This window comes from Rhizobium mesoamericanum STM3625 (assembly GCF_000312665.1).
GTDB classification, from domain to species: Bacteria; Pseudomonadota; Alphaproteobacteria; order Rhizobiales; family Rhizobiaceae; genus Rhizobium; species Rhizobium mesoamericanum.
In genome coordinates, this window is sequence record NZ_HF536772.1 from 1,417,724 (window position 1) to 1,442,032 (window position 24,309).

The window sequence follows — 24,309 nt, forward strand, 5'->3', positions numbered from 1 at the left end:
TGCCGGTGCACTACCTTTAGCGTCGTGGACCAGATCGATTCCGAAGCCCGCGTTGTCCTGCCGCCGCCTTTTACCCGCTGGTTCGCGGACAAGGGGTGGCACCCGCGCGCCCATCAGCTGGAATTACTGGCCCGCGCCGAGGCGGGCGACAGCACGCTGCTGATCGCGCCAACCGGCGCCGGCAAGACGCTCGCCGGCTTCCTGCCATCATTGACCGACCTGACCCGCCGCGGCCGGATCCCGCCGGGCTCCGCCTTCACGGGCATCCACACGCTCTACATCTCGCCGCTGAAGGCGCTCGCCGTCGATATCGAGCGGAACCTGATGAAACCGGTGGAAGAAATGGGTCTGCCTGTGACGGTTGAGAACCGCACTGGCGACACACCTCTTGCCAAGCGCCAGCGCCAGAGGCTGAACCCGCCCGATATTCTGCTGACCACCCCGGAGCAGGTGGCCCTGCTGCTCGCCAATCGCGAGGCTGAGCGCTTCTTCAAGGACCTCAAATACATCGTCTTCGATGAGCTGCATTCGCTGGTCACGTCAAAGCGTGGCCACATGCTCTCGCTTGGCCTTGCCCGCCTGCGCCGGCTCGCGCCCGCCCTGCAGACGATCGGCCTTTCGGCCACCGTCTCCAATCCGATGGATCTGCAAAAATGGCTGGTTGCGCAAAGGGAAGGCGAAAATTGCCACGCAGGGCTTGTCATCGTCGAAGGCGGTGCCAAGCCCGACATTTCGATCCTGTCGACCGAGGAGCACATCCCCTGGTCGGGCCATTCGGCGAAATACGCGATCCCCGATGTCTACAAGCAGCTCCTTGACCATCGCACGACGCTGCTCTTCGTCAACACCCGGTCGCAGGCTGAGATGCTGTTCCAGGAGCTCTGGACGGTGAACGAGGAAAACTTGCCGATCGCGCTGCATCACGGCTCGCTCGATGTTGGGCAGCGGCGCAAGGTGGAGGCTGCGATGGCGGCAAACCGGTTGCGCGCCGTCGTCGCCACCTCGACGCTCGACCTCGGCATCGACTGGGGCGATGTCGATCTCGTCGTCCATGTCGGTGCGCCAAAGGGCGCCTCGCGGCTTGCCCAGCGTATCGGCCGCGCAAACCACCGCATGGACGAACCCTCAAAGGCAATCCTCGTGCCCGCCAATCGCTTCGAGGTGATGGAATGCCAGGCGGCGCTCGACGCAAACTATATCGGTGCGCAGGATACGCCGCCGGTCGGAAAGGGTGCTCTTGATGCACTGGCGCAGCATGTGCTCGGCATGGCCTGCGCTGAACCATTTGACATGCTGGAACTCTACGACGAGATTTCAAGTGCCTCGCCATATGCCGATCTGCCCTGGGAGACCTTCGAGCGCGTCGTCGATTTCGTCGCGACAGGCGGCTATGCGTTGCGCACCTATGAGCGTTACGCCCGCATCCGCAAGACCAAGGAGGGACGCTGGCGTGTTTCCAATCCGCAGGTGGCGCAGCAATACCGGCTGAACCTCGGCACCATCGTTGAAAGCCCGATGCTCAATCTGCGCATGGTTAAGCGTGGCGAGGGCGGCCGGATCGGTCGCGGCGGCGCGGCGCTCGGCAAGGTCGAGGAATACTTCCTCGAGCAGCTTTCACCAGGCGACACCTTCATCTTCGCGGGCAAGGTGCTGCGCTTCGAGGGTATCCGGGAGAATGAGGCCCTTGTCTCGCAGGCCTTTTCGATGGACCCGAAGATCCCCTCTTATGCCGGTGGCAAGTTCCCGCTCTCCACCTATCTGGCGGACCAAGTGCGTTCGATGATCGCGGACCCCGACCGCTGGCGCCATCTGCCGGATCAGGTGCGCGACTGGCTGGCGATCCAGAATGAGAAGTCGATGCTGCCGAAGCGCGACGAGCTGCTGATCGAAACCTTCCCGCGCGGCAGCCGCTGCTATATGGTCATCTATCCCTTCGAGGGGCGGCTGGCGCACCAGACGCTCGGCATGCTGCTGACGCGGCGCCTCGACCGGGCCGGTGCCAAACCTCTCGGCTTCGTCGCAACGGACTATTCGCTCGGCATCTGGGGCTTCGAGGATATGGGACTGATGATCCGCAATGGCCGGCTTAACCTCGCCGATCTCTTCGATGAAGACATGCTGGGCGACGACCTTGAAAGCTGGCTCGACGAATCATTCCTTTTGAAGCGCACCTTCCGCAATTGCGCCGTGATTGCAGGCTTGATCGAGCGCCGTCACCCGGGCAAGGAAAAGACCGGGCGACAGGTGACGGTTTCGGCCGATCTGATCTATGATGTGCTCAGAACCCACGAGCCTGATCACATTCTCTTGCAGGCGACACGGCAGGATGCGGCAAGCGGCCTTTTGGATATTTCCCGGCTTGGCGATATGCTGAGGCGAATCAAGGGTCATATCACGCATCGTGCGCTCGACCACATCTCGCCGCTGGCGGTCCCCGTCATGCTGGAAATCGGCAAGGAGCCGGTGCACGGCGAAGCCCATGACGCAGTGCTGGCGGAAGCCGCCGACGACCTGATCGCCGAGGCGCTGGCCTAGAATAAGTCCCGGATAGGTTCGCGTCGGCTTACCATCCGGGGGGAATGCCCGATGACGACATGGAGCGGCCAGAGCGGAACCGCTTCCGAGACCAAGGACTGACCAATTGATAAACCGCCTGGCGCTTGCGCGTGAACTGAACGGAGTGGCTGCGCTGCCAGGCGTCGAGACCGCCGTCCACGGCGTTGCTGCCGTTTGCGATCCGCTTGGCGCGCTTTACATGTCCGACGCCGGAATTCTAGTTGTTTCCGACCTGCACCTCGAGAAAGGCGCGGCCTTCGCCCGTCGCGGTATGATGCTGCCGCCCTACGACACCCTCGCGACATTGACTTTGCTTTCGGCCGTCGTCACCCGCTACGATCCGAAGTTGGTGGTCTCGCTCGGCGACAATTTCCATGATCGCATTGGCTCGGCGCACCTTCCCGAGGCGTTCCGCAGCCTGATATCGGAAATGGCGCGCGGCCGTGAGTGGGTCTGGATCAACGGCAACCACGATCCCGATGGCACGGTCGATCTGCCGGGCGCTTCCGTCGATGAGATGCATTATGGCGGCCTGACCTTCCGCCACGAGCCTAACGGCGGCCTGCAGAAGGGTGAGATCGCCGGGCACCTGCATCCGGCCGCAACTGTGCGCCGTCGTGAAAAATCGGTCCGCCGCCCATGCTTTGCCACCGACGGGGCCCGCCTTGTGATGCCCGCCTTTGGCGTCATGACCGGTGGCCTCGACCTTCGTCACAAGGCGATGAAGGGGCTTTTCGATAACACGTCGCTGATTGCCCATCTTCTCGGGCGAGACCGGATCTACTCCGTCAGGTTCGGAAACCTCGTGGGGTGAACACCTCGCAGGCGGCGAGCGACACCAAGGTAACAGTTGCCGAGACACGGATAGAGCTGAAGAATGTCTGGGTTGTCGGAATCTCGTTTAGCCAGTCGTCTTCAAGGCAGACAAGCCATGGAGAACAGCAATGACGATCACCATTACCGCCTTTGAACGATCGCCGGATCGCGGCAGGGGTCTTGCGCGCGACATGCGCGTTCGCTGGGCGCTCGAGGAGGTGGGCCAGCCTTACGAAGTGCGTCTTCTTTCGTTCAAGGCGATGAAAGAACCCGCTCATCTTGCCATTCAACCCTTCGGGCAGATTCCGACCTATGAGGAAGGCGATCTCGCCCTGTTCGAGTCCGGGGCCATTGTGCTCCATATCGCGGAGCGCTATGCCGGCCTGCTGCCTGACGATGCGAACGCCCGGTCGCGCGCAATCACCTGGATGTTTGCCGCGCTCAGCACGATGGAGCCACCGATCATTGATCGTGCAATCGCTCTCTATGCGGAAGGCGACCAGCCCTGGCACCAGCAACGCCTGTCTATGGTCGACGAACGAATCCGTAAGCGATTGAGCGAGCTTTCCACCCGACTTGGCGATGCCGCCTGGCTCGACGGCGAGTTCAGCGCCGGTGACCTGCAGATGGTGTCGGTATTGCTCAGGCTGAAAGGATCGGGCATCCTCGACGAGTATCCGAACCTTTCCGCCTATGTCGCCCGTGGCGAAGCGCGACCGGCTTACAAACGTGCGTTCGACGCTCAACTGGCGGTTTTCACCGGCGCATCGGCCGGATGACATTGGTCCTCTGCAAGCTCAAAGCCCTCTTTGGTGCTTTTGCGCAGCTTGGATCTGCCCTAATCGCCGAAATAATAGAGAGGTTGGCGCGTCAGTTCGCCGCGACCGACATGGCCGTAGACGTCATTTCCTAAGATCCAGAACGAAATTGTCTGGGTCTTTATACAGAAGACGTAATCACCTGAAATCCAGTGCTCTGCCTTGTTGCCGGAAAGGGCATAGAGATAGTCACCAACCTCATACATGACGGCCCGGTGTGAGCTGTAGTCGTATAAATAGCGCTCGGCCATCTATTCTCCTGATTCTGCGTCAGAAAGAATCCCATGTTCGCGAATGTATTGTCAAACGATACTACTGCCATACGCTCATCAACCCGATTTTGTTTCGTACTGGGCTATTGTATGCGTTTTTTACTAGGTTTCCGGTTGCTCTGGGCAGTTCAGTTGCATTCCTGCAATTGTCGCTGATAGGTCGCTGCCATGTTGTTGAACCGCTGCGCCGTCTTCTGCAGTTCCGCATTCGAGCGCCAGTCGCCCCGCATGTAGCCTTTCGGGCCGGAATAATAGGCGAGGTAGAGGCTATAGGCATCGTTCAGCGGTATGCCGGTCAACTGGCTGTTTTGTGAATGATACCAGCCGATGAAGTCGATCGCATCGGCGAAGTTGGTGCGGCGCGCCGCCCAGCTGCCTGTGGCGGATCGATAGTGGTCCCAGGTGCCATCCAGCGCCTGCGAATAGCCGTAGGCGGTGGACGGGCGCGTCCAGGGAATAAAGCCGAACAGCTTGGTACGCGGCGGTCGCGCATAGGGTTGGAAGCCGGACTCGGTGTACATCGTCGCCATCAGGATCGGAACGGGAACCCCATATTTGTGCTCCGTCTTTTCCGCCACCCGCTGCCAGCTCGTGAAAAGCCCGTCGCGCTGGTCGAAAACGGCGCAAATGTTTCGGGTTTGTTTTGGAGCCGTCGCGCAGCCGGCAACAAGTGCCAGAAGCACGAGCACGGGGAGGGTACGGATACGCATTACAAGGAACCTCTCGTTTCGGAGAGATTACTAACTCGTAAATATTAACGACCGGTTCTTAGCCGAATGCGAGTTCCACAGGCAAAATGGCGACTGGGCCGGTCCACTTATGAGGACAGCTTCTCCGTCCGCAAATTGGTCAGCGCCTATCCACGCTTCTCGACACTTTGTCGTGCCAGCACGACGAAGCCTCGCGGTTCGAAGAAGGGCCCAACCGTCAGGCTTGCTTCAGCGAAGATGCGTTTGAGGCCGCCTTTCGTGGCCTCCGCCTCTATCCGTTGTAACAGTGAACTCGCCCCACCGATCCCTTGACGGTCGGGGTGCTGCCACCAAGCCTGTCGGTCTTCCACTTTGGCCCAGGCATTGATCTGCGCCGGTCCGTGGTCTCGGGATGCAACCTCGCGGACCCCACGCGGGAAGATCTCCACCGTGGCATTGCCGTCTAAACTCGCAAGGTCAGCATCGTCACGAGCAGCCCTTTCGCTGTTCGGATGATCCACACTCCTGGGGAAATGATGTAACGAGATTCAGGTTGCCAAATCCTTTGGTGAGGAGAACACAGGGCATTGGTCCCGGTCTCCCTTGCGTGTGGCCTGAACGTATTTATTGTCGACGAATGCCGGGCGGTTGGGAGTATGTGATGTCGGCAGTGCCTTTCTCAAAGATTTCGACGCCGCTCAATGCGCTGTTCGCTACAATCGGTCTCTTGGTCGTTGCCGCTCTGACCACGCAGGGCCTTACTGGAAAGGAGAGGCTTGTCTTTGAGCTGCTACTTTCGGCAATTTGGCTGGCCTATGTCCTTCAATTGAGCGGCACATTGTTCTTATGGCGACACCGCCTGTCGGACGGGATGCCGGCCCTCGTGATCGATTTGCTCGCGGTTCTGGTTCCGGCTGCTGCATTTTTGGTAGTCGGGTCCCGTGATCGAAACCTCTACTGCGCCATTTGGCTTCTAAAGCCGCTGCGCGACTCGACCTTCTTCAGGCTCCTGGCAAAGGTGGTCGCTAACGAATCGCGCAACCTGCTTGGCGTGACATCGGTGTTCGGCATAGTTCTTTTTGGCGCTGCGTTGGCCGGTTATGTAATCGAGCGAGACGTCCAGCCGGATAAGTTCGGCAGCATCCCGCAGGCGATGTGGTGGGCGGTCGTGACGCTGTCGACGACCGGCTACGGGGACGAGATTCCGCAGAGCCTTGCAGGTCGAGTTCTGGCCGGATTGGTGATGATGAGCGGGATCGGAATTTTTGCTCTTTGGGCCGGCATCCTCGCCACCGGCTTCTACGAAGAGGTTCGCCGCCAAGACTTTGTTCGCAACTGGCAATTGGTCGCTGCCGTACCCCTGTTCCAGAAGCTTGGTTCCGCGGCACTGATCGAGATCGTTCGGGCGTTGCGACCGCGCATTGTCCCCGCAGGTGCCGTGATCTGCCGCAAGGGCGATGTTGGCGATCAGATGTTCTTCATCGTCGAGGGGCGGGTCACCGTAGCGACACCCGACCATCCGGTGGAACTCGGTGCCGGAAACTTTTTCGGCGAGATGGCGCTGATCAGTGGCGAACCACGCTCGGCGACGGTCAGCGCGGCAACCGAGGTGTCACTGCTGTCGCTCTACGCTGTGGATTTCCAGATGCTGTCGAGCAGTAGTCCGGAGATCGCGGAGACCATCCGCAAGACGGCGCTGGAGCGGCGGAGCGGGTCGCCGAAGGAATGATCCAAGCCTGATGGCTGCGGCATTGCCGCAGTATTGCCGTTCATTTAGGTCTTGATCTTCTCGCCTTTCTTGTCCTTGAGCGTAGGCCAATAGCTTGACATGCCTTCATACGTCTTGCGACCAAAAACGAGCAGGTCGCTCTCTTCACCAAGATGCTCAGAGTACTGTTGCAGTTCGGGACCCCAGACAAGACTGTGAAAAGCGATATCCCACGGCTTCGTGCCTTAGAAATAGCCGTCAAGCGTCATCAGATTCCAACGACAAGTATTCTCATACCTTCGTCCTTCTCTGAAACTGATTGCAATTTGCATCTTGTTGAAAGCTAGATATACCGATAGCAAAGTGCAAGCAGTTTTGGAGGTACTCATGGACGATGCTCACCGCTCCGGCTGCCCGATCAATCTGACGCTCGAGGTCCTCGGCGATCGCTGGAGCCTGATTGTCATCCGTGACATCATGTTCGGCAACCGCCGCCATTTCCGCGAACTTCTGCAGAATTCGGAGGAGAGGATTGCCTCGAACATTCTGGCCGATCGCTTGCATCGTCTGGTCGACAGAGGATTACTGACCCGTGAGGACGATCCAAGCCACAAGCAGAAGGCAATTTACAGTCTGACCGAAATGGCGATCCAGCTGGTACCGATCTTGGCGCATATGGGCGCCTGGGGCAGACGACACCTTCCGGTTTCCGAGGAGCTTTCCATCCGGGCCGAGCTTCTAGAGACCGGAGGTGCAGAGCTCTGGGACGCCTTCATGGACGAATTGCGTGCCAAGCACCTGGGCAAGAAGCTGGCTGCCGGAACGCCATCCGTGCTCGGACGCCTGACCGAAGCCTATCTCGATGTCGTGGCCAGCAAGGCGAAATCGGCCTGATCAATCCTTGCGGAACACCACGCTGGCGCCCCACCCGGTGATCAACGCCAGAAAAACAGAGAGCAGGCCGTAGGCGATCGGCTGCGCGTGCGCCGCGTCGGTAATCATCTGCTCGATCCCGGTCTTAATAACGCGCAGCGGAACCGACTTCTCGGTGACGAAGCTGCCACTCTTGAAAAGATAGGCGCGCACGGTATGCACGCCGTTCGGAATATTCGCCGGCAGTCGCAGGCTTGCTTTGAAGAGGCTCGAACTGACGAAACGCACGCCACTCGGGTCGCGGTCGTAGAGCCCACCTTTTTCCTGCAGGCGGCGAAAAGCCTGCCGGAACTCGCCGAGATTACTCGCGTTGCCGACGAAGCCGACCGGTGTCAGCGGAATGTGATCGATGCCGATCCCCCTGTCCGTGAGGTCGAGCGGCGTGGTGATGTCGTCGAGCATGCGCGAACTTGACATGGAGTAGGAGTGTGGCACCGCTTCGAAAGTCATCGAGCGCGTATTGACCCAGACACCGAACACCCGCTCCTTCCGGCGCACGGTCGCGTCTTCGCGCGGGCCCTCAAGAACGACGACCACATCATACTGGCCGATCGCCAAAAGCAGGCTGTCCGTGTTGGTCACAGCTCCAAAGATCGTCAGATCCGCGCCGCGAAAATCCGAGGTGATGGCGATTTCGCTGGTCGACGTGCCGATCTCAAGCCCTTCGGCGGTCGCTTGCCTAGCCTGGCCGGGGAGCAGCATCTGCGCGGCCGCGATATCGGGTAGCACCACGGTGCAAAACAGCAGAACGGCTAGGAAGCGGCGCATCACTTCGCCCCCATGACCACGGAGTAGACATCCGCCGGCGTTACGACTAGCGCCACGGCAAGGCGAAGACCAACGGCGAGCACGAGCAGCCCGAGCAGCGCACGCAGTTGCTCGCCGCGCAGCTTTTGTCCCACGCGCACGCCATATTGTGCTCCGACCACGCCGGCAATCATCAGGATAAAGGCGAGGACGATATCGACCGAGAAGTTCGTTGCGGCCTGCACGACCGTTGTATAGGCGGTCACGAAGATGATCTGGAACAGCGACGTACCAACGACCACATTCGTCGGGATGCGCAGGAGATAGATCATCGCCGGCACCATGATGAAGCCGCCGCCAACGCCCATGACCGATGTCAGAATACCGATGCCGAAGCCGAGCGCAACGACCGGGATCACGCTCAGGAAGATCTTCGACTTCTTGAACCGCATCTTGAGCGGCAGCTTGTGCACCCAATGGTGATGGCCAGGGCGCCGCGGTGTCGGCGGCACGTTCTTCGCCGCCCGGCGCAGGGCATTGATGCTCTCGAGCAGCATCAGCCCGCCAACCGTTCCGAGAAAGATGACGTAGAGCAGCGAGATGATGAGATCGAGCTGGCCGATCTGCCTGAGCAGCGAGAAGATCCAAATGCCGACCGTCGCGCCGGTCAGACCACCGACCAGCAGCACGGTTCCGAGTTTCACGTCGAGCGTTCCGCGCCGAAAATGCGTGATGGCACCCGATATGGAGGAAGCGACAACCTGGTTGGCGCCGGTGGCAACGGCGACGACTGGTGGGATGTTGTAGAAGATCAACAATGGCGTGATCAGGAAGCCGCCGCCGACACCGAACATTCCGGAGAGAAAGCCGACAGCTGCCCCCATGCCGAGAATGATGAAGATGTTCACCGACAATTCTGCGATAGGCAGATAGATTGTCACAGCAGACCCCGATTTACGAACTGCCCCCGCAGGCAGGCGTTCCTACATCCCGTTCGAATGGCGCATCATACGGTGAAATCGTTGCCAGAGGATTTCGATACGCGACGTGCAATCCGCTCGATCGTGTGATCACTCTCGAATATTCAGGCTTTTTTTGGGTTTTCTGACAGAGCTTTAGAAGGGCGAGTTTTGCAAGATCCATCGCTATGCTTGATCCGGCGCTGTTGAACGTGACGCACCTGCCGACTAGGGTTGGCACGGCATGATCCGGGGGATTCGCGTGAAGGCAGGACTGGTTCGTTGGTTGTTGGCTGCTTCGGTCTTGCAGCCGTTCGAAGCAAGGGCGGAATGGCAGCCGGTTGAACAGGTGCAGACCTACTCGGTGACAGGCAGTTCCGGCGCGGCGCTCTACGATTCCATCGGCGAGCGCGGTCCCGAGCTTGGCGGCGCTCGCGCGGTGGCGCATACGACGTTCAAGCTGACCTGGACCAGAAAATACGAGCGCCGAGGAAACACCTGCGTACTTGCCGTGGCGCGGCCGAAGCTGATTATCACCTACACACTGCCGAAGCCTGCTACAAAGCTCACCACGGCTACTCAGGTGAGCTGGGCGACTTTCATTGCCGGTATCGAAAAGCATGAGCGGGTGCACGGCGACTATATCAAGGAAATGGTCAGGGACATCGAGGCGATGAGCGTCGGTTTTTCCGCCGACGATGACCCTGGCTGCAGCAAGATCCGAGTCGAGCTGACGAAGCGGCTTGGCGAACTTTCTGCGCGACAGCGACAGCAGGGGCGCGATTTCGACAAGGTGGAGATGAGCGAGGGGGGCAATATCCGCCGTCTCGTCCTGCAGCTGGTGAACGGCCCCTGAAGGCCGCCCGAACCTAGGCCGGATCAACCCAAGGTGGCAGCGGCGACCGGAGCCAGGTGCGGCAAGACTTCCAGGGCACCGCGATAGATCATGTTCAGCGCCACATAGATGATGATGGCCAGACCAAGATAAGCAATCCAGTGGTAGCGGTTAAGCAGGCGTGCGATGAAGTTCGCCGCGATACCCATCATGGCGATCGATAGGATCAGGCCGATGACAAGGATCGTTGGGTGCTCGCGGGCGGCCCCTGCGACGGCAAGCACGTTGTCGAGCGACATCGACACGTCGGCGATGACGATCTGGCTGGCGGCCTGGAAGAAGGTCTTCTTCGGTGCCGCCATGCCACCTTCGGCATAATCGGCTTCGCCGCTGCTGCCGTTGCGCAGATCGCGCCACATCTTCCAACAGACCCAGAGCAGAAGAATACCACCGGCAAGCAGCAGGCCGATAATGTCGAGAAGCTGAACGGTGACGCTGGCAAGCGCGATGCGCAGCACAGTGGCGGCAAGAATACCGACGAGGATAGCCTTCTTGCGCTGGTCGGCCGGCAAGCCGGCCGCGGCAAGGCCGATGACTACGGCGTTGTCGCCAGCAAGCACGAGGTCGATGAGAACGACCTGCAGAAGCGCCAGCAAGCCGGCCGAAGTGAAGATTTCCATGACGTGACAATCCCTGACATATATGCAAAACGCCCCCGGCGTGCCGACAACGCATAAATGATCGCTGATCGGCTGATCAAGTGGCGCGGGCGCATTGTGCCAAAGTTCTGCCAGCCATTACAGTTCCGTCCAGCCGACAAACGCCCTTCATTTTCCTGACTTAAGCTCCTTTGCATGATCAGGCATTGGCCACGACGCGGCGAACGTGCTAGCGAGAGCCGCAAAACGCCCCGGCCCGCACGATCGAGGGGTATTGCAACGCATTCGGACTCCACGCAAACATGATTCGCATCGAGAATATCAGCAAGCAAAACAGTCATCGGATCCTCTTTATCGAGGCTTCCGCCGCCCTCAACAGAGGTGAAAAGATGGGTCTCGTCGGCCCGAACGGCGCCGGCAAGACGACGCTCTTTCGCATGATCACGGGGCAGGAGCAGCCTGATGAAGGCCAAGTCTCCGCCGAAAAGGGCGTAACGATTGGCTACTTCAACCAGGATGTCGGCGAGATGGAGGGCCGCAGCGCGGTGGCCGAGGTCATGGAAGGCGCCGGCCCCGTTAGCGTCGTCGCTGCCGAGCTGCGCGAGCTCGAAGCAGAAATGATCGATCCCGACAAGCTCGGCGAGATGGACCGGATCATCGAACGCTACGGCGAAGTACAGGCGCGCTATGAGGAGCTGGACGGCTACGCGCTCGAGGGCCGTGCGCGCGAAGTGCTCGCTGGCTTGAGTTTTACCCAGGAAATGATGGACGGCGATGTCGGCGCGCTGTCGGGCGGCTGGAAGATGCGCGTCGCGCTCGCCCGCATTCTCCTCATGCGTCCCGATGTCATGCTGCTCGACGAGCCGAGCAACCACCTGGATCTGGAAAGCTTGATCTGGTTGGAAGAATTCCTGAAGACCTATGACGGCGCGTTGCTGATGACCTCGCATGACCGCGAGTTCATGAACCGCATCGTCAGCAAGATCCTCGAGATCGACGCTGGTTCGTTGAACAGCTACTCCGGTGACTACGTGTTCTACGAACAGCAGCGGGCGCAGAACGAGAAGCAGCAGCAGGCACAGTTCGAGCGCCAGCAGGCAATGCTTGCCAAGGAAATCAAGTTCATCGAGCGCTTCAAGGCGCGGGCCTCGCACGCATCGCAGGTGCAGAGCCGAGTGAAGAAGCTCGAGAAGATCGACCGCGTCGAGCCGCCAAAGCGCCGCCAGACTGTCGCCTTCGACTTCCTGCCGGCACCGCGTTCCGGCGAAGACGTGATCAACCTCAAGAATGTTCACAAGAAGTACGGCAGCCGCACCATTTACGAAGGCCTGGACTTCATGGTCCGCCGTAAGGAGCGTTGGTGCATCATGGGCATCAACGGCGCCGGCAAGTCAACCCTGTTGAAACTGGTCGCTGGTTCGACAGAACCGGATCAGGGCAGCGTTGCCCTCGGCGCCAGCGTCAAGATGGGATATTTCGCGCAGCATGCCATGGATCTGCTCGACGGGGAGCGGACAGTCTTGGAGTGGCTGGAGGATTCCTTTCCGCAGGCGGGGCAGGCGCCTCTGCGCGCACTTGCCGGCTGCTTCGGCTTCTCCGGCGACGACGTCGAAAAGAAGTGCCGCGTGCTGTCGGGTGGCGAAAAGGCGCGGCTGGTCATGGCCAAGATGCTTTTCGATCCGCCGAACCTGCTCGTCCTCGACGAGCCGACCAACCACCTGGATCTCGATACCAAGGAGATGCTGATCAAGGCACTGTCTCAATACGAGGGCACGATGCTCTTCGTCTCGCACGACCGGCATTTCCTCGCGGCCCTTTCCAACCGCGTGCTCGAACTGACGCCTGACGGCATCCACCAGTATGGCGGCGGTTATACGGAATATGTCGAGCGCACCGGTTATGAGGCGCCCGGCCTGCGGAGCTAAGATAACGGTGCGACCTCCGGTCTCCGGCTTCGGCGCAAAGCATATGCTGGGATGAAGTTCGACGCCGGCTGCTGCCGCCTCGGCCAAGCGGTGCTCCGATCAGGGTATTCCGCGGTTTCTTCAGCAGCCGTCAGTGCCATCCGAAGAATGATCTGGCGTCGGATCTCTTCGGCCGCCAGCTTGCCTCCGGCATAGGCCGGCGCGACGGCAGGCGGGGACGGGCAACCCATCACGAAGCGTGGCAGCGATGGGTGCGATCACACATCTGCCGGAGCGCTTTCCACCCCCATGTTCAAAGTTCATCGCCTAGACGACGGCGAGCAAGTCGAAGACCGGCAGGCGAGAAGTCTTTTCAGGAAAAGGCTGCTTCCCACGCGTTTCTTCGACGGCATCTTTGCCGCTGTGTTCAAATCCCATCCGTGATGCCACGCAAACGCCAAACCTCACTTAGTAATTGTTGTGACTCCGTATTTGCGTGGCCTGCGGCGTTTTTCGGGATATCTCCATCCCTCAGCTGGTCGCCTCGCCTCAGCTAAGCCCGGGCTGTCCGGCCGAACTTGCACGGCTGAACCAAACCGGATGCTGGAACATCCAGAGAGGAGCCGCGCATGGATTGCGTCGCCCGAGGCTGAGGTTTCACCTGCAAAGACGCCGCTGTTTAGTCTGCAGGGGGTGGAGAAAGGCAGCTTGCCTCTTATGTCAAGGAAGGGGACAGCAAGCGAAGAGCGAAAGGACTCGCGCAAATGGCCAAGAACACGATCTGCCTGTGGTACGACAAGGACGCCGAGGCTGCAGCCCGGTTCTACGCCGAAACTTTTCCTGACAGCACGGTGGGCGCCGTCATTCGTGCGCCCGGAGATTATCCCGATGGCAAGCAGGGAGATGTGCTGGTGGTCGAATTCACCGTTGCCGGCGTTCCCTGTATAGGTCTGAACGGAGGGCCCGTGTTCAAGCATAACGAAGCCTTCTCGTTTCAGATCGCCACCGACAACCAGGAGGAAACTGACCGCTATTGGAACGCGATCGTCGAAAACGGCGGTCAGGAAAGCGAGTGCGGCTGGTGCAAGGACCGATGGGGCCTGTCCTGGCAGATCACCCCACGGGTGCTGACCGAAGCCCTGGCGATCGGCGGTGACGAGGCAAAACGCGCCTTCGATGCGATGATGACCATGAGGAAGATCGACGTCGCGGCCATCGAAGCAGCGCGGCGTGGCTAATCCATAGTATAATTCGCGCAGACCTCTGGCAGCTTCGAGATCTCCATGACGGATGCAGAGACGATCATCATCGGCGCCGGACCGGCGGGATTGGCCTGCGCTGCGGCGCTGCAGGCGCGGGGCCGCTCGTTTCTAGTGCTCGAGAAGGGCGACACTCTGGCAGCGTCCTGGCATCACCACTACGACCGTCTTCGTCTGCACACCCACAAGATGCACTCGGCATTGCCGGGAATGCCGATGCCGCGGCGATTTCCAAGGTACCCGTCGCGGCTGCAGGTCATCGAGTATCTCGAAACCTATAGCTCTTCGAACGACATCGAGGTCAGATTTGGCGTGCGCGCGACGGCGATACGCAAGGACAAGACGTGGACGGTGGAGAGTTCCGACGGAACGTTCGAGGCAAACAATATTGTCATTGCGACCGGCCTCGCGAACACGCCGATACGGCCGACATGGGAAGGGCAGGGGCTGTTTGCCGGCAAGCTTCTGCACTCCTCGGAGTTCAGGAACGCTGCGGAGCTGGCAGCCGAGCGGGTCCTCGTCGTCGGTTTCGGCAACTCCGCCGGCGAAATCGCGCTCGAATGCGCCGAGGCCGGCCTTGATGTCGCGATGTCCGTGCGCGGCCCGGTCAGCGTCGTGCCACTGGAGCTATTCGGACTGACGAGCGCCAGCATCGCCATTGCTCAGCAGTTCCTTTCCTATCGCCTCGTCGACGCGGTGAACGCCCCGATCCTCGCCCTGCGGTTCGGCGATCTCGAAAAGTTCGGGCTGGAGCGGGCAAAAGGCGGGCCATTGACCGGTATTATCGAACGAGGCCGCACGCCTATGATCAATATCGGAACGATCGAGCGCATCCGGTCGGGGGATATCAAAGTGTTTTCCGCAATCACGAAATCCGAGGATCGGCGCGTGCATTTCGTCGACGGCCGATCCGACGTGTTCGACGCGATCATAATGGCGACCGGCTACCGACCGGGGCTCGAGGCGCTACTGCCCGATTTCGCGCATCGATTTGACGGCGCCGACGGTCCTGGCCGTGGCGAGCTACAGCCGGCCCATGACGCCCTGTACTTTTGCGGCTTCACCGCCGTGCCAACCGGCCTCCTCCGGGAAATTGGACGAGAGGCAAGGAAGATTGCCGCATCGATTGCCGGCAAATGACGAACAGTCCGCCGCTGATCTCAGCACCGATTTTTTGTTGTGGAGCTTGCAACGGTTTGACCAGCCTTCAGGTGAGCGTCAGACGTGCTGCCTACACGCGGCGCGGGCTGCAACGGAAAGGCTGATTATGAACAGGTACGTACGGTACGTTCTCGCGGCATCTGCCGCAATCGCAATTGCTTCGCCATCATGGGCGGCAACGACTGTGAAGGTCATCGAAGGTGGCGAGGGCGGCGGGCCGATGACCCTGACGCTTGATCAGACCACGATCAAGGCGGGCGAAACGATCTTCGCCGTTCATAACGACGCGATGACCGAGGAGCACGAGATGGTGCTCGTCAAGCTGAAATCTCCCGACCAGAAGATCCCGGTGATTGCTTCCAGGCATCGAGTGGACGAAAAGCAGCTCAAGAGCATCGGCGAAGTCTCGGACCTCAAGCCGGGGGCGGACGGGGAGTTGAAAGCGAAACTCGCCCCCGGCGCCTATCTGCTGTTGTGCAATATCAAAGGCCATTACGAAGCTGGCATGCAAGCTGGCCTGACGGTTACCAAATAGTCAGCCGAGACCGAAAGCCAGCCGAAAGCACCGGCGGGCGTCAAAGAAATGATGTTCGGAGGCGGCTTCAGGCCGCCTCCTTCTCCTTCGCGTAAGGATCAAATCGACTGTAGAAGGTCTCGCCCTTCGCGGCCATGTCCTTCAGCAGTGCCGTCGGCTTGAAGTGCGCGCCGCAGCTTGCCGCAAGCTTCTCGCTGAGCGTCACGAAGGTCTCCACACCCATGCCATCGATGTAGGAGAGCACGCCGCCGGTGTAGGGGGCGAAGCCGAAGCCGAGGATGGAGCCGACATCGGCCTCGCGCGGATCGGTAACGATGCCCTCCTCAATGGTCCGCGCCGCTTCGAGTGCGATAGTGACGAGGAAACGCTGCTTCAGCACTTTGACGTCGACCTCCTCCGCCTTTTTCTGCGGGTAGAAGGTCTTCAGCTCCGGCCAAAGCGACTTCTTGGCCGGTTTCGCCGGATAGTCGTAGAAACCCTTGCCGTTCTTGCGGCCGCGACGGTCGAGCTCGTCGACCATCTTGTCGATCAGCGCCACGTGCTTCGGATCGACGGCGGCCTCGCCGAGATCGGCGACGGTCGCCTTGAGAATCTTTTGCGACAGATCGATCGCCACCTCGTCATTGAGGGACAGCGGACCGACCGGCATGCCGGCCATCTTGGCGGCATTCTCGATCATCGCCGGCGGGACGCCCTCGATCAGCATGTCATAGGCTTCATGGATGTAGCGAAAGACGCAGCGGTTGACGAAGAAGCCGCGCGTGTCGTTGACGACGATCGGCGTCTTCTTGATCGCGGCAACATAATCGAGTGCGACGGCCAGCGCCTTGTCGCCGGTCTGGTTGCCGAGAATGACCTCCGTCAGCATCATCTTCTCAACCGGCGAGAAGAAATGCACGCCGATGAAATCAGCCGGGCGCTTGGAGTTCTTGGCAAGGCCTGTTATCGGCAGCGTCGAGGTGTTCGAGGCGAAGATGGCGCCTTCAGGCAAGACGGCCTCAACGGCCTCGATGACGGCCTTCTTGACCTCACGATCCTCGAAAACGGCTTCGATAACGAGATCGGCATCCTTCAGGTCGGCATAGTCCGCGGAGGGGACGATGCGCGACAGCAGTGCCGCACCCTCATCTGTCGTAAGGCGACCCTTACCGATCGAGTCCTTCACCAGGCCTTCGCCGACGCTCTTGCCCTTGGTCGCAGCTTCGATGTCGCGGTCGATCAGGATAACGGGGATGCCGGCGGCGGCGGTCACATAGGCGATCGAGGCTCCCATGAAACCGGCGCCGACGACACCCACCTTCTTCAACTCCGTCTTTGCAACGCCGGCGGGGCGGCGGGCCCCTTTGCCGAGCTCCTGCATGGAGATGAAGAGCGAACGGATCATCGAGAAGGCTTCGTTGGTCTGCAGGATCTCGGTGAAGTAGCGCTGCTCGATCTTGAGGCCGGTGTCGAACGGCACCTGCAGGCCTTCATAGACGCATTTCAAGATAGCGAGGGCGGCGGGATAGTTGCCTGATGTCTCGCGGCGCAGGATTGCGGGTGCGGCTGGCCAGAGCTGCGCTGCCGCTGGCGTCCAGATGCCGCCACCAGGCGCCTTGAAGCCCTTCTCGTCCCAGGGGGCGACGGGCTTCAGCCCGTCCTTGATCATCTGCTTTGCGGTTGGGATGAGCTGATCCGGCTCGACCACTTGATGCACGAGGTTCATCGCCTTGGCGCGTGCTGCCGTCAGCGACTGGCCCGTCGTCATCATCTGCAGGGCCGACTGGGCGTCCGCCAGGCGCGAGACTCGCTGCGTGCCGCCGGCACCGGGAAAGATGCCGACCTTGACTTCGGGCAGTGCGATCTTCACAGACTTGGCATTCGAGGCGACGCGACCGTGGCAGGCGAGCGACATTTCGAAAGCGCCGCCCATGCAGGTGCCGTTGATTGCCGAGACCCAAGGCTTGCCCGAGGTTTCGATCTTGCGGAACAGGCCAGTCATACGGCCGACAAGATCGAACAGCTTCTGCGCGGCGCCCTCTGGATTGGCAGCCTTCTCTTGCTGGTAGAGCGAGAACATCGACTTGATCATCGAGAGGTCTGCGCCGCCGGAAAAACTCGACTTACCCGAGGTGATGACCGCGCCCTGGACGGCGCTGTCGGCAACCACAGCATCGACGATGGCGTCCAGCTCGTCCATCACCTCCTCGGTGAAGACGTTCATGGATTTGCCGGGCATGTCCCAGGTGACAAGGGCGATGCCGTCCGCGTCTGCTTCGACGGTGAAGTTCTTGTAGGTCATGTCTCTCTCCCTCAGACGCGTTCGATTACCGTTGCCGTGCCCATGCCGGCGCCGATGCAGAGCGTGACGAGCGCGGTGTTCAGGTCGCGCCGCTCCAGTTCGTCCAGCACCGTGCCCAGGATCATCGCGCCGGTGGCGCCGAGCGGGTGGCCCATGGCAATCGCGCCGCCGTTGACGTTGATTTTGTCGTGCGAAATTTCGAAGGCCTGCATGTAGCGCAGCACGACGGCGGCGAAGGCTTCGTTGAGTTCGAAGAGATCGATGTCGGCAAGCGTCATGCCGGTGCGCTTCAGAAGCTTCTCGGTGACGTCGACCGGACCGGTCAGCATCAGCGCGGGGTCGGAGCCGATATTGGCGAAAGCCTTGATGCGGCCGCGGGGCTTCACGCCCATGCTTTCGCCGCCGGCTTTCGAACCCAGAAGAACGGCAGCAGCGCCGTCGACGATGCCGGAGGAATTGCCGGCATGGTGGACATAGTTGAGGCGCTCGACTTCCGGATGGGCCTGGATCGCGACGGCTTCGAAGCCACCCATCTCGCCCGGCAACTGGAACGAGGGGTTGAGTGCCGCCAGAGCCTGCATATCGGTCCCAGGACGCATGTGTTCGTCGCGGGCAAGGATCGTCAGGCCGTTTTGATCCTTGACCGGAATGACGGAGTTCTTGAAATAGCCCTTCTCCCAGGCATTGGCCGCGCGCTTCTGGCTCTCGACCGCATAGGCGTCGACGTCATCGCGCGAGAATCCGTATTTGGTGGCGATGAGATCGGCCGATACGCCCTGCGGCATGAAATAGGCAGGGAAGTTCACCGATGGGTCCATGAACCAGGCACCGCCCGACATGCCGAGGCCGACGCGCGACATGCTCTCGACGCCGCCTGCGATGACGATGTCATCGGCGCCCTGGGCGATCTTCGCCGCGCCGAAGTTCACGGCGTCGAGGCCAGAGGCGCAGAAGCGCGAGATCTGCATGCCGGGCGCCTTAGTGGAATAGCCCGCCTCGAAGGCGGCACCGCGCGGGATCACCGCGCCTGCTTCCATCACTGGATCGACGCAGCCCATCACGATGTCGTCCACGGTTGCGGTGTCGAGCCCGTTGCGATCGCGGATCGCCTCAAGCGTCTTGGCGGCAAGCCGCACCGACGGGACCTCATGCAGCGAACCGTCCTTCTTGCCGCGGCCGCGTGGCGTACGCACGTGGTCATAAATGAAAACCTCGGTCATTCCTCTATCTCCCTGTCGGCGCGGGCGCCGTTGAACTTAAAAGGCCTCGGCGGCCAAGGTCATCATCGTTTCCGCGCCGGTCTCGATGCGGGTTTTGCGCAGGGCCGTTTCCGGCATGATCCGTTCCATGAAGAAGCGGGCGGTCACCAGCTTGTTGCGGAGGAACGCCTCGCGCTCCGCCTCTCCTGCCGCAAGGCCGTCCTCCGCAGCCTTCGCCATCTTCGCCCACATATAGCCGAGTACGACAAGGCCGAAGAGGTGCATGTAGTCGGTCGAGCCGGCGCCGGCATTGTCAGGCTTGGCCATGGCGTGCTGCATGAACCACATGGTCGCCGCCTGCACGTCATTCAACCCCTTCTTCAGGTTCTTGGTAAAGAAGGTCATCTGCTCGTCGTTGCGGTTCTCTTCGCAGAAATCGCCGATCTCCTTGAACAGCGCCATGACGGCGCGGCCGCCATTCTGTGCAAGCTTGCGGCCGACGAGGTCCAGCGCCTGGATGCCATTGGCGCCTTCGTAGATCATGGCGATGCGCGCATCGCGCACATACTGGCTCATGCCATGTTCTTCGATGTAGCCGTGCCCGCCGAAGACCTGCTGGGCCATGACGGCGTGCTCGAAGCCCTTGTCGGTCATCACGCCCTTGAGGATCGGGGTGACGAGACCAAGAATGTCGTCGGCCGTCTGGCGCTCCTTCTCGTCCGCCGAACGGTGGGCGATGTCGGATTTCAAAGCCGTCCAGAGGAGGAAGGCGCGGCCGGCCTCGTTGAAGGCACGGATCGTCATCAGCGAACGGCGAATATCGGGATGTACGATGATCGGATCGGCTTGTCTGTCGGGCGCCTTGGGGCCGGAGAGCGAGCGGCCCTGAATGCGCTCGCGGGCATAGTTGACCGCGTTTTGATAGGCGACCTCGGAGATTGCCAATCCCTGCAGGCCGACGCTGAGGCGCGCCTCGTTCATCATCACGAACATGGCGCTGAGGCCCTTGTTTTCCGCGCCGATGAGGAAGCCGGTCGCCCCGTCATAATTCATGACGCAGGTGGCGTTTCCGTGAATGCCCATCTTATGCTCGATTGCACCGCAGGAGACCTCGTTGCGCTCGCCAATGGTGCCATCCGCCTTGATGAGATATTTCGGCACGATGAACAGCGAAATGCCCTTGGTGCCTTCCGGTGCACCCTCGATGCGGGCCAGCACCAGATGCACGATGTTGTCGGTCATGTCGTGCTCGCCGGCCGAAATGAAGATCTTCTGGCCGGAGATCTCGTAGCTGCCGTCCGTCTGCGGCACCGCCTTGGTGCGCAGCAGGCCGAGATCGGTGCCGCAATGCGGCTCAGTGAGGTTCATGGTACCGGACCATTCGCCGGAGACCATTTTCGGCAGATAGGTCTGCTTCTGCTCGTCCGAGCCATGCACGAGGATTGCCGCGATCGCGCCCTGGGTCAGCCCCGGGTACATCATCAGCGACATGTTGGCGGCGGAGGTATATTCGCCGACAGCGGCATGGAGCGTATAGGGAAGGCCCTGGCCGCCGAATTCTTCCGGAACGGCAAGTCCGGTCCAGCCGCCCTGGCAATAGGCGTCGTAACCCTCCTTGAAGCCATTCGGCACAGAAACCGAGCCGTCTTCGTTACGTAAGCAGCCTTCCTGATCGCCGGAGTAGTTCAGCGGAAAGAGCACTTCCTCGGCAATCTTTGCAGACTCGCCGAGAATTGCCTCGATCGTGTCAGGCGTCGCATCGGCAAACCCCGGGAGATTGTTGTAGCGTTCCAGGCCGAGCACGTCGTTCAGCACGAAGAGCGTGTCATTAACCGGGGCCTTGTAGACTGGCATTGTTCGAATTCCTCCAATTCGGCAAGCCGGACGAAACCGGCATTTGAGAGTCTCTTACAAAATATTGACGTTTGCGTAAACGTCAAATGTGGGTGTCGCGCGAATTTGTGAAACTTGCGCCATTGTCGGAAAGAGCCGGGCCGGCACGTCCTGGGGCTGTCGAACATTTCGTCAGAGCAGCAATGAGGAGGACAACCCGATGCTCAAGGTCAGTTCGAAGCTCTGGTTCGAGAAGGAAGTCTCCTGGAAGCCGTCGAATTCTATGTGGCGACGATTCCGAATTCGTCCATGAGCCGCACGACCGTCCTTCCGGCCAAGACACCGAGCGGCCCTCCGGGCAGCGTAATTATCACCGAGTTCAGGCTCGGGAGCCAAGATTTCGTAGCCATGCAGGCCGGTTTGCTCGACCTTTCAACCATGCCTTCTCGATCTCGGTTCAATGCGAGACGCGGGCAGAGATCGACAGGATCTGGAACGCATTTTTGAAGAACGGCGGTGTGGAAGAGCAGTGCGGTTGGTTGCGGGACCGTTGGGGCCTCTGTTGGCAAATCGTTCCACGGGTGCTGATGGAGATGATTGCCGATCCCGACCGCGAACGCGCAAAACGGGTTACCGAAGTCATGCTTGGCATGGTGAAGATCGATATCGTGAAGCTGGAGGCCGCGTATCGGTGAGAGGCGGCCGACAGGAGATAATGCGGCCATCGCGGCGCAATCCCGCAACCATCCGCTCTCATCCTGAGGTGCTCTGCAGAGCCAGCGGCCTCTTCGCCACGCAACCGGGTTGCGTCCGAGCGAAGACGCGCTAGACTTCTCGTGCAGACCGATGAAAGAGCTTTGGAGGAGCGATTTTATGAGACGGATGTGGCCGGAGGAGTTCAATTCCATTCTCGACGGAGCCGAGGAAGTCACGCTGCAGCTGCCGGCGGTGGAGCACGAGGACGGCTCCCGCAGCGAAGCGGTCAGCCGCAAGGCACTGAAAGTTCGCATTCCGATGGATGACTATGAACGCATCTGGCCGCTCGCCGAGATGCGTTACCGGCTCGACGGCAAGCTCGCCGGAAAGGCGATCACGCTGATCACCACCAGTCCGCATTATCATCGCTGGCATCCCGCCGATGGCGGCAGCGTCGATAATGTCTCCGACAGCGGCCGCCACTACACGACAAAATATGTCGTCGTCCATTTCCTGCTCGACGATGTAAGGGAAACGGCGGCCGCCTGAGCCGCCGCTAGGGCCAAAGCTCACGCTGCATCCAGCGCCTGCTGCAGATCGGCGACGAGATCGTCCGGATGCTCGATGCCGATTGACAGGCGGATGGTTGATTCCAGGACGCCAATCCGTTGGCGAACGTCGGCCGGCACGCCGGAATGCGTCATCGTTGCCGGATGGCTGGCAAGGGATTCCGTACCGCCGAGGCTAACTGCCAGCTTGAAGATCTGCAGGGCGTTCAGGAACTTGAAGGATGCAGGCTGGCCACCCCTGATGTCGAAGGAGAAGGTCGAGCCGGCGCCGCTGCACTGCGCCGCGAAGACCCGCCCGACCGGCGAATTAAGATCGTGATAGGGCAGGTAGTGAATCCCCTCGACCCTCGGGTGCTCACGCAGGAAATCGGCGACCACGCGGGCGTTGCTGTCGGCGCGCTCCATGCGGATCTGCAGCGTCTCCAGCGAACGGCCGAGCATCCAGCAGGAGTGCGGATCAAGTTGCGTGCCGATGGCGCCGCGCAGCGCCTTAACCTGCTTCATGACCGCCTTCGAGCCGAGCGCAGCGCCGGCGATCAGATCGGAATGGCCGCCGACATACTTGGTCAGCGAATAGAGCGAGATATCGGCGCCGTGTTCGATCGGCCGCTGGAAGACGGGGCCAAGCAGCGTGTTGTCGCAGGCGATAATTGGCACATGGCCCTGCTTCCGGCCGATCGTGTCGGCGACACGCCGGATCATCGCGACGTCGACGAGGCTGTTCGTCGGATTGGCTGGCGTCTCGACGAGGATCATCGACACGCGGCCCTTTGCCATCGCGTCTTGAGCCGCCACCTGGACCGATGCCTCGCTCACCCCATCGGCGAAACCCACGGCCGCGACGCCAAGATTGAGAAACGTCTTTGCCAGCAGGGTCTCCGTTCCGCCGTAGAGCGGCTGGGAATGGAGCACCGCGTCGCCAGGACGAACGAAGGCCAAGAGCGTTGTGGCGATTGCCGACATGCCGGACGAGAAGAGGGCGCAGCTTTCGGTCCGCTCGTAAACGGCAAGCCGGTCCTCGACGATCTCGCTATTGGGATGATTGAAACGCGAATAGACGAGGCCCGCGCCCTTGCCGGCCGGCGGCTCCTTGCGGCCGGACACGTAGTCAAAGAAGTCGCGGCCATCCTCGGCGGATTTGAAGACGAAAGTCGACGTCAGGAATACCGGCGGCTTCACCGCCCCTTCCGACAGTTCCGGGTCGTAACCATAGTTCAGCATCTGCGTCTCGGGATGCAGGGCATGGTTGCCGATATGAGTCTTGGAAGGATGCGGTGCGGTCATTGTCGTCTCCTCGAGAGATGCCGTGATGCTCGCAAATTATATCAGAACGCGAGGACTGTTCTTGCTATTTGCCGCGTCACCATGTTCTTTTGAGCAACTTGATGCGGAGAATCGCTGATTGTGACGCAGAAAATTGCTGACGACATGGACCGGAAGATCCTCAAAGAACTGATGAGCGATGCCCGCCTTCCGAACAACGAGCTTGCGGAACGCGTCGGGCTTTCCGCGTCGGCCTGTCTGCGTCGCCTCCGCCGGCTTGAGGATGCGAAAATTATCACGGGCTACACCACGCTCGTCGATCCGGCCGTCGACGGCTGGACGATGACGGCGCTGGCCTCCATTCGCCTCAGCCGCCAGCACGAGGACGAGATCGAGATGTTCGAGAGCGCCGTGCGCGAGTGGGACGAAGTGCTCGAATGCCATCTGGTGACCGGCTCGCGCGACTATGTACTGAAGGTGATGAGCTCGGGTCTCGAAGACTACGAGCGCTTCATCAAGGAAAAGATCGCCCGCCTGAAATGCGTCGATACCATTGAGACCAGCTTCGTGATGAGTACGATCAAGGCGCGACGGGTATAACATCTGCAGGCGAGCTT

The 24,309-nt window shown here is 60.6% G+C and carries 22 protein-coding genes and 2 pseudogenes; 13 read left to right on the forward strand and 11 right to left on the reverse strand.

Translation table 11 applies throughout. From position 1 onward, the window contains the following. Positions 1-24 precede the first annotated feature (24 nt). From BN77_RS06860 to BN77_RS06870, 3 genes are all read left to right on the forward strand, one after another. A complete protein-coding gene (locus tag BN77_RS06860; RefSeq protein WP_007529860.1) occupies positions 25-2,535 on the forward strand; it encodes a ligase-associated DNA damage response DEXH box helicase in 2,511 nt (836 codons plus the stop codon). 106 nt (positions 2,536-2,641) lie between these two features. Continuing rightward, positions 2,642-3,370 (forward strand): ligase-associated DNA damage response endonuclease PdeM, encoded by a 729-nt coding sequence (gene pdeM / locus BN77_RS06865; RefSeq protein ID WP_007529862.1) that lies wholly within the window; start codon positions 2,642-2,644, stop codon positions 3,368-3,370. A gap of 130 nt (positions 3,371-3,500) precedes the next feature. Further along, positions 3,501-4,151: a glutathione S-transferase family protein gene (locus BN77_RS06870; protein WP_007529864.1), complete on the forward strand. Its 651-nt coding sequence runs from the start codon at positions 3,501-3,503 to the stop codon at positions 4,149-4,151. A 59-nt stretch (positions 4,152-4,210) separates the two neighbouring features. On the opposite strand, the gene BN77_RS06875 is transcribed toward BN77_RS06870, so the two are convergent. The 3 genes from BN77_RS06875 to BN77_RS06885 all read right to left on the reverse strand — a co-directional run bounded on the left by BN77_RS06875 (position 4,211) and on the right by BN77_RS06885 (position 5,672). Beyond that, complete coding sequence (locus BN77_RS06875; protein WP_007529865.1) at positions 4,211-4,441, reverse strand: hypothetical protein; 231 nt, start codon at positions 4,439-4,441, stop codon at positions 4,211-4,213. 149 nt (positions 4,442-4,590) lie between these two features. Beyond that, positions 4,591-5,172 (reverse strand): transglycosylase SLT domain-containing protein, encoded by a 582-nt coding sequence (locus BN77_RS06880; RefSeq protein ID WP_007529866.1) that lies wholly within the window; start codon positions 5,170-5,172, stop codon positions 4,591-4,593. Between the two features lie 146 nt (positions 5,173-5,318). Next, a complete protein-coding gene (locus BN77_RS06885; protein ID WP_051177098.1) occupies positions 5,319-5,672 on the reverse strand; it encodes a GNAT family protein in 354 nt (117 codons plus the stop codon). Positions 5,673-5,812: 140 nt separating this feature from the next. Between BN77_RS06885 and BN77_RS06890 the strand changes: the two genes are divergently transcribed. Beyond that, positions 5,813-6,880, forward strand: a complete 1,068-nt coding sequence (locus BN77_RS06890; protein ID WP_007529868.1) for a cyclic nucleotide-gated ion channel — start codon at positions 5,813-5,815, stop codon at positions 6,878-6,880. Positions 6,881-6,960: 80 nt separating this feature from the next. On the opposite strand, the pseudogene BN77_RS34665 reads toward BN77_RS06890, so the two are convergent. Continuing rightward, positions 6,961-7,191, reverse strand: a pseudogene (locus tag BN77_RS34665) (hypothetical protein); the annotation flags it as partial. Positions 7,192-7,246: 55 nt separating this feature from the next. On the opposite strand from BN77_RS34665, the gene BN77_RS06895 reads away from it, so the two are divergent. Beyond that, positions 7,247-7,753, forward strand: a complete 507-nt coding sequence (locus BN77_RS06895) for a winged helix-turn-helix transcriptional regulator (protein ID WP_007529878.1) — start codon at positions 7,247-7,249, stop codon at positions 7,751-7,753. Here the strand turns inward: BN77_RS06895 and BN77_RS06900 are convergent, their stop codons facing one another. Continuing rightward, positions 7,754-8,560 carry a TIGR02186 family protein gene (locus tag BN77_RS06900; protein ID WP_007529880.1) on the reverse strand — a complete coding sequence of 269 codons (807 nt, stop codon included), beginning with the start codon at positions 8,558-8,560 and terminating at the stop codon, positions 7,754-7,756. It lies immediately after the preceding gene. Beyond that, on the reverse strand, positions 8,560-9,480 hold the full coding sequence (locus BN77_RS06905) for a sulfite exporter TauE/SafE family protein (RefSeq protein ID WP_007529882.1): 921 nt from the start codon (positions 9,478-9,480) through the stop codon (positions 8,560-8,562). The genes BN77_RS06900 and BN77_RS06905 overlap by 1 nt, the downstream gene beginning before the upstream one ends. 262 nt (positions 9,481-9,742) lie before the next feature. Between BN77_RS06905 and BN77_RS06910 the strand changes: the two genes are divergently transcribed. Beyond that, the gene (locus BN77_RS06910) at positions 9,743-10,354 is read left to right on the forward strand and encodes a DUF922 domain-containing Zn-dependent protease (RefSeq protein ID WP_007529883.1); all 612 of its coding nucleotides are present in this window, start codon (positions 9,743-9,745) and stop codon (positions 10,352-10,354) included. A 23-nt stretch (positions 10,355-10,377) separates the two neighbouring features. Here the strand turns inward: BN77_RS06910 and BN77_RS06915 are convergent, their stop codons facing one another. Then, a complete protein-coding gene (locus BN77_RS06915) occupies positions 10,378-11,013 on the reverse strand; it encodes a TerC family protein (protein WP_007529885.1) in 636 nt (211 codons plus the stop codon). 281 nt (positions 11,014-11,294) lie between these two features. Between BN77_RS06915 and BN77_RS06920 the strand changes: the two genes are divergently transcribed. The 4 genes from BN77_RS06920 (at position 11,295) to BN77_RS06940 (ending at position 15,851) form a co-directional block, all read left to right on the forward strand. Then, the gene (locus BN77_RS06920; protein ID WP_040676835.1) at positions 11,295-12,917 is read left to right on the forward strand and encodes an ABC-F family ATP-binding cassette domain-containing protein; all 1,623 of its coding nucleotides are present in this window, start codon (positions 11,295-11,297) and stop codon (positions 12,915-12,917) included. Between the two features lie 743 nt (positions 12,918-13,660). Further along, the gene (locus tag BN77_RS06930) at positions 13,661-14,134 is read left to right on the forward strand and encodes a VOC family protein (RefSeq protein ID WP_007529902.1); all 474 of its coding nucleotides are present in this window, start codon (positions 13,661-13,663) and stop codon (positions 14,132-14,134) included. A 45-nt stretch (positions 14,135-14,179) separates the two neighbouring features. Continuing rightward, on the forward strand, positions 14,180-15,295 hold the full coding sequence (locus tag BN77_RS06935) for a flavin-containing monooxygenase (protein ID WP_007529905.1): 1,116 nt from the start codon (positions 14,180-14,182) through the stop codon (positions 15,293-15,295). A gap of 127 nt (positions 15,296-15,422) precedes the next feature. Beyond that, positions 15,423-15,851 (forward strand): plastocyanin/azurin family copper-binding protein, encoded by a 429-nt coding sequence (locus BN77_RS06940; RefSeq protein WP_007529907.1) that lies wholly within the window; start codon positions 15,423-15,425, stop codon positions 15,849-15,851. 67 nt (positions 15,852-15,918) lie between these two features. On the opposite strand, the gene BN77_RS06945 is transcribed toward BN77_RS06940, so the two are convergent. From BN77_RS06945 to BN77_RS06955, 3 genes are read right to left on the reverse strand one after another with little or no spacing between them, the layout of a single operon-like run. Next, positions 15,919-18,132: a 3-hydroxyacyl-CoA dehydrogenase NAD-binding domain-containing protein gene (locus BN77_RS06945; protein WP_007529910.1), complete on the reverse strand. Its 2,214-nt coding sequence runs from the start codon at positions 18,130-18,132 to the stop codon at positions 15,919-15,921. A gap of 11 nt (positions 18,133-18,143) precedes the next feature. After that, positions 18,144-19,352 (reverse strand): acetyl-CoA C-acetyltransferase, encoded by a 1,209-nt coding sequence (locus BN77_RS06950; protein WP_007529912.1) that lies wholly within the window; start codon positions 19,350-19,352, stop codon positions 18,144-18,146. Between the two features lie 36 nt (positions 19,353-19,388). After that, the gene (locus tag BN77_RS06955) at positions 19,389-21,185 is read right to left on the reverse strand and encodes an acyl-CoA dehydrogenase C-terminal domain-containing protein (protein ID WP_007529913.1); all 1,797 of its coding nucleotides are present in this window, start codon (positions 21,183-21,185) and stop codon (positions 19,389-19,391) included. A 374-nt stretch (positions 21,186-21,559) separates the two neighbouring features. On the opposite strand from BN77_RS06955, the pseudogene BN77_RS34675 reads away from it, so the two are divergent. Both BN77_RS34675 and BN77_RS06965 read left to right on the forward strand, forming a co-directional pair. Then, positions 21,560-21,859: pseudogene (locus tag BN77_RS34675) on the forward strand (VOC family protein); the annotation flags it as partial. A 178-nt stretch (positions 21,860-22,037) separates the two neighbouring features. Then, positions 22,038-22,409 (forward strand): hypothetical protein, encoded by a 372-nt coding sequence (locus BN77_RS06965; RefSeq protein WP_007529915.1) that lies wholly within the window; start codon positions 22,038-22,040, stop codon positions 22,407-22,409. Positions 22,410-22,429: 20 nt separating this feature from the next. Here the strand turns inward: BN77_RS06965 and BN77_RS06970 are convergent, their stop codons facing one another. After that, the gene (locus tag BN77_RS06970) at positions 22,430-23,713 is read right to left on the reverse strand and encodes a cystathionine gamma-synthase family protein (protein ID WP_007529916.1); all 1,284 of its coding nucleotides are present in this window, start codon (positions 23,711-23,713) and stop codon (positions 22,430-22,432) included. Between the two features lie 120 nt (positions 23,714-23,833). Here BN77_RS06970 and BN77_RS06975 point away from each other — a divergent pair, with 120 nt between their 5' ends. Further along, entirely contained in the window at positions 23,834-24,292 is a 459-nt protein-coding gene (locus BN77_RS06975; protein ID WP_007529917.1) for an Lrp/AsnC family transcriptional regulator, read from the forward strand. Positions 24,293-24,309: the final 17 nt, after the last annotated feature.